The sequence below is a fragment of the Tepidicaulis sp. genome (assembly GCF_965222285.1).
GTDB lineage: Bacteria > Pseudomonadota > Alphaproteobacteria > Parvibaculales > Parvibaculaceae > Tepidicaulis.
Window position 1 is genome coordinate 2,262,393 of the sequence record NZ_OZ244942.1, and the last position, 12,042, is coordinate 2,274,434.

11 protein-coding genes and 1 other RNA gene are annotated in these 12,042 nt (G+C 61.8%); 1 reads left to right on the plus strand and 11 read right to left on the minus strand.

The features are described 5' to 3' along the window. Positions 1-4 precede the first annotated feature (4 nt). The 8 genes from mraY to rnpB all read right to left on the minus strand — a co-directional run bounded on the left by mraY (position 5) and on the right by rnpB (position 8,322). A complete protein-coding gene (mraY, locus tag ACOQOT_RS10825; RefSeq protein ID WP_420559281.1) occupies positions 5-1,096 on the minus strand; it encodes a phospho-N-acetylmuramoyl-pentapeptide-transferase in 1,092 nt (363 codons plus the stop codon). Next, positions 1,093-2,520, minus strand: coding sequence for a UDP-N-acetylmuramoylalanyl-D-glutamyl-2,6-diaminopimelate--D-alanyl-D-alanine ligase (locus ACOQOT_RS10830; RefSeq protein WP_420559282.1), 1,428 nt, complete (start codon positions 2,518-2,520; stop codon positions 1,093-1,095). The genes mraY and ACOQOT_RS10830 overlap by 4 nt, the downstream gene beginning before the upstream one ends. Further along, positions 2,517-3,986 (minus strand): UDP-N-acetylmuramoyl-L-alanyl-D-glutamate--2,6-diaminopimelate ligase, encoded by a 1,470-nt coding sequence (locus tag ACOQOT_RS10835; RefSeq protein ID WP_420559283.1) that lies wholly within the window; start codon positions 3,984-3,986, stop codon positions 2,517-2,519. The genes ACOQOT_RS10830 and ACOQOT_RS10835 overlap by 4 nt, the downstream gene beginning before the upstream one ends. A gap of 11 nt (positions 3,987-3,997) precedes the next feature. Further along, positions 3,998-5,728, minus strand: a complete 1,731-nt coding sequence (locus tag ACOQOT_RS10840) for a peptidoglycan D,D-transpeptidase FtsI family protein (protein WP_420559284.1) — start codon at positions 5,726-5,728, stop codon at positions 3,998-4,000. Continuing rightward, a complete protein-coding gene (ftsL, locus tag ACOQOT_RS10845) occupies positions 5,728-6,087 on the minus strand; it encodes a cell division protein FtsL (protein ID WP_420559285.1) in 360 nt (119 codons plus the stop codon). The genes ACOQOT_RS10840 and ftsL overlap by 1 nt, the downstream gene beginning before the upstream one ends. After that, positions 6,084-7,058, minus strand: coding sequence for a 16S rRNA (cytosine(1402)-N(4))-methyltransferase RsmH (rsmH, locus tag ACOQOT_RS10850; RefSeq protein WP_420561938.1), 975 nt, complete (start codon positions 7,056-7,058; stop codon positions 6,084-6,086). The genes ftsL and rsmH overlap by 4 nt, the downstream gene beginning before the upstream one ends. Positions 7,059-7,093: 35 nt before the next feature. After that, positions 7,094-7,621: a division/cell wall cluster transcriptional repressor MraZ gene (locus ACOQOT_RS10855; protein ID WP_420559286.1), complete on the minus strand. Its 528-nt coding sequence runs from the start codon at positions 7,619-7,621 to the stop codon at positions 7,094-7,096. 318 nt (positions 7,622-7,939) lie between these two features. Then, an RNA gene (rnpB, locus tag ACOQOT_RS10860) (RNase P RNA component class A) lies at positions 7,940-8,322 on the minus strand. A 146-nt stretch (positions 8,323-8,468) separates the two neighbouring features. Between rnpB and ACOQOT_RS10865 the strand changes: the two genes are divergently transcribed. Then, positions 8,469-9,431, plus strand: a complete 963-nt coding sequence (locus ACOQOT_RS10865) for a quinone oxidoreductase family protein (protein WP_420559287.1) — start codon at positions 8,469-8,471, stop codon at positions 9,429-9,431. A gap of 53 nt (positions 9,432-9,484) precedes the next feature. Here the strand turns inward: ACOQOT_RS10865 and ACOQOT_RS10870 are convergent, their stop codons facing one another. The 3 genes from ACOQOT_RS10870 to ACOQOT_RS10880 form a co-directional block, all read right to left on the minus strand. Beyond that, entirely contained in the window at positions 9,485-10,216 is a 732-nt protein-coding gene (locus tag ACOQOT_RS10870) for an N-acetylmuramoyl-L-alanine amidase (protein ID WP_420559288.1), read from the minus strand. Then, entirely contained in the window at positions 10,213-11,094 is an 882-nt protein-coding gene (locus ACOQOT_RS10875) for a DMT family transporter (protein ID WP_420559289.1), read from the minus strand. Before ACOQOT_RS10875 ends, ACOQOT_RS10870 begins: the two co-directional genes overlap by 4 nt. A gap of 162 nt (positions 11,095-11,256) precedes the next feature. After that, entirely contained in the window at positions 11,257-11,961 is a 705-nt protein-coding gene (locus tag ACOQOT_RS10880; protein ID WP_420559290.1) for a TerB family tellurite resistance protein, read from the minus strand. Positions 11,962-12,042 lie beyond the last annotated feature (81 nt).

A 12,042-nucleotide genomic window follows, 5' to 3' on the forward strand; every position in this document is an offset into this window, starting at 1 on the left:
ACTCCTATCTAATCTTCAACGTGGCAAGGCCGGCAATGGCGAGCACGACGGCGATGATCCAAAAGCGGATCACGATGGTCGGCTCGGCCCAGCCTTTTTGCTCGAAATGGTGATGCAGCGGCGCCATGCGGAAGACGCGCTTGCCGGTAAGCTTGAAAGAAGCGACCTGCACGATGACGGAAACGGCCTCGAGCACGAAAAGCCCGCCGATGATCGCCAGCACGATTTCGTGCTTCGTTGCCACGCTGATAGAGCCGATGGCCCCGCCCAGCGACAGCGAGCCCGTATCCCCCATGAACACCATGGCAGGCGGGGCGTTGTACCAGAGGAAACCGAGCCCCGCGCCGAGGAGCGCGCCGCAGAAGACGGCAAGCTCGCCCGTTCCCGGCACGAAATGGATCTGCAGATAATCGGCAAAGACGCCGTTACCGACGAGATAGGCGATAAAGCCGAAGCTCGCCATGGCGATCATCACCGGCACGATGGCAAGCCCGTCGAGCCCGTCCGTCAGGTTGACCGCATTGGAAGCGCCGACAATCACGAACACGCCGAAGAGAATGAAGCCGAAAATGCCGAGTGGCAGCAACACATCCTTGAAGAAAGGAATGGCAAGCGAGGTGGAAAGCGGCGATGCGCCCACCCGCGCGATCGCATAGACCGCGGCGAGCGCGATCATCGCCTCGAAGAAAAGCTTGATCTTACCGGGAACGCCCGCCGTGTTGACCTTGGCGACTTTCATATAATCGTCGGCAAAGCCGATGGCCCCGTAACCGAGCGTGACGAGCAGCACGATCCAGACATAAGGATTGGCAAGATCGCCCCAGAGCAGAACCGCCGGCACCATGCCGAGCAGGATCAAAAGTCCGCCCATGGTCGGCGTACCCTTTTTCGTCAGAAGATGGGACTGCGGCCCGTCTTCGCGGATGGGCTGACCCTGGCTCTGTCGCGCGCGCAGCCCCTCAATCACCATGGGGCCGAGCAGAAAGCTGACAAGTAATGCCGTAAACATCGCCGCACCCGTGCGGAACGTGATGTAGCGGAAGACGTTGAAGACGGATACTTGATCCGCATAGTCGGTAAGCAAGTGATAGATCATGCGCGGCCCCTTTCCGGCAGATCCCTGCCATCCCCATTCAGCTCACTCAGCGCGGCAACGATCACGGCCATTTTCGAGCCGAGCGAACCTTTGACCATCACGGCATCGCCCGCGCGCAGCTGCGCCAGAAGCGGCTCGACGAGCCCTTCGGAAGTTTCCGTATGGAAGACATCGATGGCGCTGCCTGCCGCATCGCAAAGTTTTTTCATGTGAGGGCCGCAGGCATAAAGCTGCGCCACACCAGCCTCAGAAAGCGCACCCGCGAGGCCCGCATGCAGCGCGTCCGACTGCTCCCCAAGCTCCAGCATGTCGCCCAGCACCGCAATGCGCCGGCCCTGCCCGCGCGGCTGCGTTTGCCCTAGGGCGGCGAGCGCGGCGCGCATGGAAGCGGGGTTGGCGTTATAGCTCTCATCGATCAGCAGGAAATCGTATTTGCCGCCTTTGATATGCCGGCGCCCGCCGCGCCCGGAAGGCGGCGTCAGATCGGCCAGCTTCAGCAGCGCGCGCGCCATATCGCCCTCCACTGCCTTGACGGCGCCGAGAACGGCCAGCGAATTGAGAACGATATGCTGCCCCGGAATGCCGAGCTTATAGGTCACCCCTTCCCCGGCAACGGACGCGCAGACGCAGGAACAGGCTTCATGCAGCACAGACTTTTCAAGATGGATATCCGCTGCCTCATCCGCCCCGAAGCTGAACAGGCGGACATTCGGCACTTTCTCCGCCACCGCCTTCAGCCGCGCAAAATGCGGATTGTCACGGTTTAGAATTGCCGTGCCGCCCGCCTTAAGGCCTGCAAAGATTTCCGCCTTTGCATCGGCGATTTCTTCAACGCTGTTGAAGAACTCAAGGTGCACCGGCTCGACCGTCGTAATGATGGCGACATCGGGCTCTACCATTTTCGAGAGCGGGGTGATTTCCCCGGCGTGGTTCATACCGATTTCGAAAATGCCGAATTCCGTTTCCTCAGGCATGCGCGCCAGCGACAGCGGCACACCCCAGTGATTGTTGTAAGAGGCTGCCGACGCATGGGCCCGGCCCTGACCGGCGAAAATATGCAAGAGCGCTTCTTTCGTGCCCGTCTTACCGACGCTGCCCGTCACCGCGATGATCTTGGCTCTGGCGCGCGCGCGGGCAGCCCGGCCGAGCGCCTGAAGCGCGGCAAGCGTATCCTCGACGATAAGAAGCGGACCGGCGGCGCGCATTGCATCGGTCGGGCGCGAAACAAGCGCTGCCGCAGCCCCCGCTTCGAAGGCTTTGCCGACATAAGCATGGCCGTCGCTATTGTCGCCGTCGAGCGCCACAAAAAGATCGCCCGGCTCCAGCGTACGCGTGTCGATGGAAACACCGCTTGCCGAGAACGCCGCCGTCAGCTCGCCGCCTGTGGCTTTCACTGCCTCCTCACCGGTCCAAAGCGCGCTCATGCCTGCCCTCCCATTTTCTGAAGAGCAGAAGCAACCGCTTCATGATCGGAAAAAGGAACGGTCTTCGCACCGATCGTCTGGCCCGTTTCATGGCCTTTACCGGCAACGACAAGCACATCGCCCGTGCCAAGCGCTTCCATGGCAATGCGGATCGCCTCGGCCCGGTCGCCGATCTCCACCGCCTCCGGCGCGCCTGCCATAATTTCCGCGCGGATCGCAGCCGGTTTTTCGGAACGCGGATTGTCGTCGGTCACGAAGACACCGTCGGCAAGTTCGGCGGCAATCCGGCCCATTTCCGGGCGTTTGCCTTTATCCCTGTCCCCGCCGCAACCGAAAACGGCAAGCAGCCGCCCCTTGGCATGGGGGCGCAGCGCGTTCAGCGCATTGGCAAGCGCGTCGGGCGTATGGGCATAATCGATGAAGACGCTGGCGCCGTTTTCAAGATGCGCCGCCTCTTCCAGCCGCCCGCGCACACCGCGCAGCGAGGAAAGCGCTTCGAATGTTTTGCCTGCTTCCGCGCCGCAGCCGATGACGAGCCCGGCTGCGACAAGCGCGTTCGATGCCTGAAACTCACCGACCAGCGGCAGATCGATTTCGTAATGTTCGCCCTTATGGATGATCTGCAGCGTCTGGCCGCGCGGATGCGCGCGCACGCCTTCAAGGCAAATGTCCTGCCCGCGCCGCCCGACCGCAATGATCCGGTGCCCGCGCGCCCAGGAGACGGCTTCGAACTCGGCAAACTGATCGGCATCGGCATTGAGCACCGCCACGCCGCCCGGCCCCATCACCTCGCCGAAAAGCCGGAGCTTGGCGTAAAGGTAATCGCCGAACGTGGCGTGATAATCCATATGGTCGCGGGTGATATTCGTGAAGGCTGCCGCCGTGATTTTCACCCCGTCCATGCGATGCTGTGCCAGCCCGTGGCTTGAGGCTTCCATAGCCAACATAGCGATGCCTTCGCCTGCCAGCGCCGCGAGTTCTTTTTGAAGGCGCACCGGGTCCGGCGTCGTAAAGCCAAGCGGGCGCGTCTCGCCCGCCGCCTCGATGCCGAGCGTGCCGAGGCTTGCCGCCTTCAGCCCCTGCAGTTCCCAGAGCTGGCGCGTGAAAGAGGCAATGGAGGTCTTACCGTTCGTGCCCGTGACAGCCGCCACCGTTTCAGGCTGAGCGCCATAAAAGCGCGCCGCCATCAGCGCAAAGCGCCGGCGGGGATTGCGGTCGATGAGATGCGGCACAGTCAATGCGTCGGCGCCGGTCTCAGGCCCGCTCAGGATCGCGGCGGCGCCTTTATCCAGCGCATCGGCAATGAACTTGGCGCCGTCCACATTCACGCCGGGCAGAGCCGCGAACAAATAGCCGGGCGCGACCTCACGGCTATCCGCCGTCAGGCCGGCAATGTCCACCCCGTCCCCATTGGGGAGGGCGGCGCCCGGTCCTATCAGTTCGTTCAGCTCCATGACCTGCGTCATTCCTTTCAGCTTCATTCAGCCCGGATCAGGCTGGCTTCCTGCACCGGCGACACCCAGCGCTCGGTGGGCTTCACGCCCAGGAGCGGGGCAATACGCTGCACGATGCGCCCGGTAAGCGGGGCGGCATTCCAACCAGCCGTTGCATATCCAAAGGTTTCCTTCGTGCCTTTCGGCTCATCCAACACAACCAACATGGCAAATTGAGGGTCATTTGCGGGGAAAGCGGACAAAAATGAGGTGATGAGAGACTTTTTCGAATAGCCGCCCGCCACAGCCTTTTCCGCCGTGCCGGTTTTCCCCATCACCGGATAACCCGGCACATCCGCATTGCTCCCGGTGCCTTCTTCCACGACAAGGCGCATCAGCGCGCGCATCGCAAGACTGGTCTTTTCTGAAATGACCTGCGGGCCTGCCGCCGGCACCTTTTGGCGCAGGAAGGTCGGTGTCACCTTGTAACCGCCATTGACGAGCGTCGCGCCTGCCGCCGTGACCTGCAGCGGGGTAACCGAAAGCCCGTGCCCATAGGAAATCGTCATCATCGAGATATCGGTCCAAGGATGGGGCAGAAGCGGCGTACCCGATTCCGGCAACTCGATCCCCGCGCGCGTCAACAGGCCGAGCTTACCCAGGAAAGCCCGGTGCTCTTCCCGGCCCACATCCATAGCCATTTTCGCAGTGCCGATATTCGAGGAATGCATGAAGATTTCCGGCACCGACATCCAGCGGCGCTGGGCGTGATAATCATTGATCGTGAAACGAGCAACACGGATCGGCTCGCGCGCATCATATTCCTGGGCAAGGCTCACCCGCCCGCTTTCAAGTGCCGCCGCCGTGGTGAAAGTCTTGAAGGTCGAGCCCATCTCATAAACACCGAGGCTTGCCCGGTTGAAGCGGGCAAAATCGCTTGAGGCCGTGGGATCGTTCGGGTCGAAATCGGGCAGCGAGGCCATCGCCATCACCTCGCCAGAGCGCACATCGACAACGACACCGGAAGCCGCCTTGGCGGAAAAGGTTTTCATCGCCTCCGACAGCTCGCCGGTCAAAATGTGTTGCACACGCAGATCGATGGAAAGATCGACGGGCTTGCCCTGCTCTGCCTCCGCGCGCGTGTCGAGATATTTTTCGATGCCGGAAATGCCGCGATTGTCGATATCCACATAGCCGAGCACATGAGCAGCAGCGCGGCCGTTCGGATAGACCCGCTTCAGCTCGCGGCGGAAATCGATCCCCGGAATACCGAGATTATGAATGGCATATTGCTGGCGCGGCGAAAGATCCCGCTTCAGCCAGACGAAGGCGCGTCCGCTGGAAAGATCGCCGCGCAGCTTTTCTTCATCGAGTTCCGGCAGCACACGGGCGATCTGGCGCGCCGCTTCCACAGGAGAAAGCACCTTGCGTGCATCGGCAAAAAGCGAAGCGGTGATGATATCCGTCGCCATGATCTCGCCGTTCCGGTCTACGATATCGGGCCGGGCGGCCTGCACGGGCGCGGGCGGCACATAAGCATGGCGCACATCGGCGTCAGAAGCTGCGCCCAAAAGCGTAAGACGCCCCGCCACAACGGCGAAGGCGCCGACAAAAAAGACGAGAGCCAGCGAAAGCCGCCGCCGCCCACCATCCAGCACCCGCGCTTCGGGCTCATATGCGCTGGAGGAAGCAAAATCCGGCCGGGCGATCATGTCATAGCCGATACCTGCAACCCGCGGCCCACGCCCTTGCTGAGAAGAAAATCCGCGCGCCATCACTGCACCCCCGTGCTTGGGGCAATGCCCGCATAGCCGCCGAGCGCCCGGCGCCCGGCCGGACCGAAGAAATCTTCATCGCGCGGCGGCATCGGCAAATCGTCGAAGGTGGCGATCTGCGAGGCATGGAGCGGCGCAAGCTGCAAATGGCGGTCGGCCAATGCCTGCAGGCGGTCAGGCTGCGTCAGATAGGAATGCTCGGCCCGCAACACGCGGATCGCGTCTTCCTCGTTCAAAATATCCTGCTGCAGCTTCGCCTGCGCATTTTCCTGCGCATCGATGCGGTACTTCACATTGTAAAGCACCACCGAGAGCGCGATGACGAGGATGAAGGAAAGAGCGTTCAAGAACCGGATCATAGCGCGCCCTCCAGTTGCGGCGCTTTGCCAAGACCGAGCGAGGCAAAGTCGAGCGGCAAGGCCGGTGCGCCGCTGCGTACACCTGCGCGCAGCTTCGCCGAACGGGCGCGGGGATTATCCTGAGCCTCCGCTTCGCTTGCCGCCCGCGCGCCGCGGAAGAGCAGCGAGAAGGAAGCCGGCGCCCCCTCTTCGGGCAGCGGCATATGCCGGGAGACGGCGCGCTGCGCGCTCGACCGCTCGGCCAGGAATTTCTTGACGATCCGGTCTTCCAGCGAGTGGAAAGCGACAACGGCAAGGCGTCCGCCTTCGCGCAGAAGATTCTCCGCGCCGCTCAAACCCCGTGCCAGCTCGCGCAGCTCGTCATTGACGAAAATACGCAAAGCCTGAAACGTGCGCGTTGCCGGGTGAATGCGCGAAGCGCCCCGCCCGCCCACGGCGCGCGAGACGATCTCGGCAAGCTCGCCCGTGCGCGTGATCTTTTCCTTGCCGCGCGCCTGCACGATGGCGCGGGCAACGGCGCGGGACTTCTTTTCTTCGCCATAGATGAAGATGATGCGCGCAAGCTCGGTTTCTTCGCATTCATTGACGACATCGGCCGCGCTCGGCCCGGCGCTCGCCATGCGCATGTCGAGCGGCCCGTCGGCCATGAAGGAAAAGCCGCGCTCGGCCTGATCGAGCTGCATGGAGGAGACCCCCACATCGAGCGCGACGCCATCCACCGCCGCGACGCCGCGCTCGTGGAGCAAGGCCTCCATATCACCGAAACACCCTTCAACGAGGGTGAGACGGCCGCCAAATTCCTTTTCGATCACGCGCCCGCGCGCCAGCGCTTCCGGGTCGCGGTCGATCGCATAGACCTTGCAATCAGCTTCTTCGAGAATGGCCCGCGTATAGCCGCCTGCCCCGAAAGTTCCATCGACATAGATCCCGCCATCTTTGGGCGCCAGACAGTCGAGCACATCGCGAAGCATCACCGGCACATGAAGGGCGGATGGTTCACGTTCGCTCACTGCGCACCTCCACTCTGGCCGCCACCTTGCCCGCCGCTGCTGGGCGGCTGCACGGTGCGCGAGCCGGTCAGCGCAGAAAAAGCGTCGGACAAGAGCCCCGTATGGCCGCTTGCCTGGCGCAGCGCCTCGGCGCGGAAGGCCTCATAGCCGCTCGGGCTCCAAAGCTGGAACTTGTTGGTCATGCCCACAAAGGTCACCTGATCCGTGATCCCGGCGTGATCCATAAACTCGCGCGGCAGCACCACGCGCCCGTCCCCGTCGAACATCAGATCGACCGCGTTACCCACCAGAATGGCGGCGAGCTGGTCCCGCTCCGGCGAGAACGGCGGCAGCTTGTTCAAAATGGCATCGATTTCTGCGGTGAAGGCCGGCCCGCCCCCTTCCAGGAACTGCCCGAGGAAGGAGGGAAAACACGTCATGCCGTTGAAACCCTGGGCCGCAACGACCGCACGAAATTTGGCGGGGACGGAGACACGGCCCTTGGCGTCAACTTTATTCGTGAATGTGCCGCGAAAGGACTCCATCGCCCGCCAAATCCCCCATTCCGGGTTGAAGGCTCCCCCCGCCTACAGAGCCCGGTCTACCGCCCCTCGTACGGGACATCATGGGATACCATGGGAAATCATGGGTAGTCAATGGGATTGGATAGGTATTCGGCGGATTTCTGCGGGTTTACACTGTCTTAACGAAGATGGCAAAACGCAATATATTTGAGAACATAAATAGAACAAAAGAATAGATTCTATGAGCGCCCATAGCGTCCCGGCCCGGGCCATGGATGCCCGCCCGTTACCGCGGCCGCCCGCTAAAGGGCAGTTCCTTGCCGTTTTATGGAAAAATCAGGCGTCAGATGGCCTGTAAGCCGGGTTCTGTGCCGGCAAGCCGGCGACGGCCATTCATCTGGGACACCCGTTGCCGGATGCCTCGCGCGACCAACCCGGATGGAGCCTGAAAACGGGCTTGCTCATTGAAGAGCTCCATCCCTATTAGGTCTTGCTCCCGGTGGGGTTTACCGTGCCGCCCCTGTTGCCAGGCGCGCGGTGCGCTCTTACCGCACCCTTTCACCCTTACCCCGCCTTGCCCGAAGGCTACGCGGGGCGGTTTGCTTTCTGTGGCACTTTCCCTGGGGTCGCCCCCGCCGGGCGTTACCCGGCACCGTGTTTCCATGGAGCCCGGACTTTCCTCCCCGCCCCTTTCGGAGCGGAGCGGCCGTCCGGCCATCTGACGCGGGGGGAAAGTGGGCTGCCCTGCCTTCCGCGTCAAGCGCCAGCGCAGTTTCCCTTGCGTAAAATTCGGCTCTATTGGTTGCGCTTTGCAACCTGCCGCCCCACATGAGCGCCATCCAATTATCAATCAACACGAGGAAACACCATGAAAGCTGCTGTGCAATATGAACTCGGCGGGCCCGATGTGCTGCGCTATGAGGAAATCCCCGATCCCGTCTGCGGCGAAAACGATGTCCGCATCCAGGTCGAGGCGGTCTCCATCGAAGGCGGCGACACGCTGCACCGGGCCGGCACGCCGCTGCCCGCCAAACCCCATGTCGTGGGCTATCAGGCCGCCGGCGAGGTCATCGAAATCGGCAAAAACGTCAAAGGCTACGAACTCGGCCAGAAGGTCGTCACCGTCAATGCCTTCGGCTCCCATGCCGAGCAGCGCGTGGTGCCCTATCTCACCGCCTTTCAAATTCCGGACGGCCTCTCGGTGGAAGAAGCGGCCACCGTGCCCATCCCCTTCGGTACCGCCCATGACTGCCTTTTCGAATTCGGTCACCTGAAGAAAGGCGAGACCGTCCTCATTCAGGCGGGTGCCTCCGCCGTCGGCCTTGCCGCCATTCAGCTTGCCAAGCGCGCGGGCGCGACGGTCATCGCCACGGCGTCGGATGAAAAGAAACTCGAAACAGCAAAGAAACTCGGCCTCGATCACGGCATCAATTACGTCACCCAGGACCTCGTGAAAGAAGTCATGCGCCTCACGGACAACAAAGGCGTCGATCTCGTCGTCGATCCGGTGGGCGGCAGCACGCTGGAAAAGAGCATCGCTTCGCTCGGCCATCGAGGCCGTATCTCCTGGATGGGCAACGCCGGCCGGGAAAAGATCACTTACGACCTTTCTTCCCTTTCACAAGGCAACCGCTCCATTACCGGCATCTTCTTCGGCGGGGAAATCATTACCGACCGCGTGCAAAAGCTGGTGCGCGATCTTCTGGCCGATATCGCTAAAGGTGAGCTGAAAGTCGTGCTCGACAAGACCTTCAAGCTTTCAGAGGCTGCCGAGGCGCATAGCTATATCGAAAGCCGTAAAGCGGTCGGCCGTGTGCTGATGAAACCCTAAAAAGCTGCGCCGCGCCTTGCGCCGGAAGGTGTGAGGCGCGGCTGCGCTTTTCATTACCCTGCCAGCGCGTCACGCAGCAGCCGGAGCGTTGCAACCGTCGACACATCGGCAATGCCATCGACCTGCGCCGGGCGGAAATGGCGCTGAAAAGCCTTCACCACCGCTTCGGTTTTTGCATCGAAGACGCCTAGTACCTCAATCCCATAACCATAATCGGCAAGCTGAAACTGCAGCTCGGCCACCGTATCGCCCCTATCGCCCCGCTGCAGCACGGGACCGTCCACGATGTCCTGAGGCGCGACCCAATGACCGACCCCGGCCTTTGCAAGCCGGGCCCAGGGAAATTTTTCACCGGGGTCCGCCTTGCGCTCCGGTGCGACATCGGAATGACCGAGCACCCTCGCGGGCGTGATTTTGTGGCGCACTAGAATATCGAGACACAGCATCTCGACAGCGGCGACCTGCGCGACCGGGAAATCCGGATAACCGAAATCATGGCCGCCATTGACGATTTCGATGCCGATGGAACAACTGTTAATGTCGCTTTGCCCGCGCCAGCTTGCAACACCCGCATGCCAGGCGCGGCGCTCCTCAGGCACAAGGCGCAAGACACGGCCGTCTTCTTCCACGAGATAATGCGCGCTCACCTTTGCGCTTGCATCGCAAAGCCGCTCCCGCGCGGCCTCGCCCGTCTCCATGCCGGTGTAATGCAGAAGCAGCATGTCGATGGGCGCACGCCGTTCTTCATGGTTCGGCGACGGGCACTCGGTGATCTGGAGGCTCATGCCTTGGACTCCATTGCCGTCGGCACACCTTTCTTTGCCTGGCGCAGCGTCACGATGAAGACGCCGACCAGTGCCACCGCCGCGCCGATACCCATGCGCAGCGTCAGCGTTTCCCCGAGCAACAGCACCGCAAAGGTCACGGTAAAGAGCGGGGCAAGCAGCGTCAGCGGCGCGGTTTGCGAGACCTCATAGCGTTGCAGCAGATAATAAATGCCCGCATGGCCGACCAGGCTGGAGGCAAAGGCCACATAGAAAATGCCCGACCATTCCAGCAGCGAGGCCGAGGTAATAGTGGCGAGCTGATCCTGCTCAGCGACAAGCGAGCCGGCCAGCAACAGCGGACAGGCGATGACCGCCACCCAGGCCTGCATTTCGAAAACGCCGACATTCTTGATCTGCCGCTGGAAGATCGTCCCCACCCCGCCCACAAGCGCGGAAAAGAACAGCACGATAACGCCGGTCAGATAATTGAATACCGCAGGATCGAAGCTGATGATGGCGATGCCGCCGAAAGAAAGCGCAATGCCGGCCCAGCGCCGCCAGGTGATGAGCTCTTTCAAGAAAATCACGGACAGGATGGTGGATATCGGCACGCCGAGCTGCGTGACGATGGCAACGACGGAGGCATCCGCGAGCGACAGACCGATAAAGAAAAGCCCGAAGCCCAAGGGCCCCGCGCAGAGCGCAATGATAATGACATCGCGCATGCGCCCATGGTGGATCTTCAAGAACGGGAAAAGCACCAGAATGATGAGCCCGAAGCGCAAGGCGGCAAAAAGAAACGGCGGAAAATGCCCGAGACTCACCTTGCCCGCGATCAAGGCAAAGCCCCAGATCAGGTTGATCAGCACCATAAACGCAAGGTGTTGAGGGGTCATGGGCGCACCGGCAGGGAGAGAGGAAAAGACGCTCGCGCTCTCCCCCGCGCACGGCGCCGAAAACAAAGCCCCGGGGCATGCCCGGGACCGGTTCTAAGCCTTCTAGCCTGTCGCCGCGCCAAGCGCAAAGCCTGCGCGGCAGAAAACCTGGAATTGGTCCCCTTAAAGCCCGCGGGATTTGGCGATGCGGCTATAGGCTTCCGTGATCTTCTTCAACTTTTCTTCCGCCATGTCGACGAATTCCTGCGGCACCCCGCGGGCGACCAGCGTGTCGGGATGGTTTTCCCGGGCAAGGCGCCGATAGGCCTTTTTCAGGTCCTCATCGGAAATCTCCGGCGTGACCCCGAGGATCATATAGGGATCGTCGCTCTCCCCGCCAATATGCGAAAGCTTGATGCGCTCGAACTCGAAATCGGAAAAGCCGAAAATATCGGCCACCGCATAGAGGAAATCGAGCTCGCTCTGCAGCACTTTATTGTCCGCCTTGGCGATGTGAAAAAGCGCATCCATCACGTCTTCCAAAACGCCCGGATTGGCCTTGTAGATGGAAGCGACCTGCCGCGCATAAGCCTCGAAGCCCGCCACATCCTGCTGCGCGATCTTATAGACCCGCGCGACATTCGCCCGCTCTTCCGGCGGCACCTTGAAGACTTCCTCGAAAGCGCGAATCTCCGACGGCGAGACGATGCCGTCCGCCTTGGCCATTTTGGCGGAAAGCGCAATGAGCGCGACGGCAAACACGACCTCGTCGTCCCGCAAGGGGCGGTCGATCACATAATGACCGGCCACCACGCCTAGCAAGGCTCCGAGGGGCCCGCCCGCAGCCAAACCGGCAGCGGCACCCGCGACTTTTCCCCAAATCGACATGAGCGGGACATTAATGCGATTTGCCGCAGGGTGCGACTGCCAATTGGCCGCACTTTCCGCCAAAGATCCTTCCATATTTGC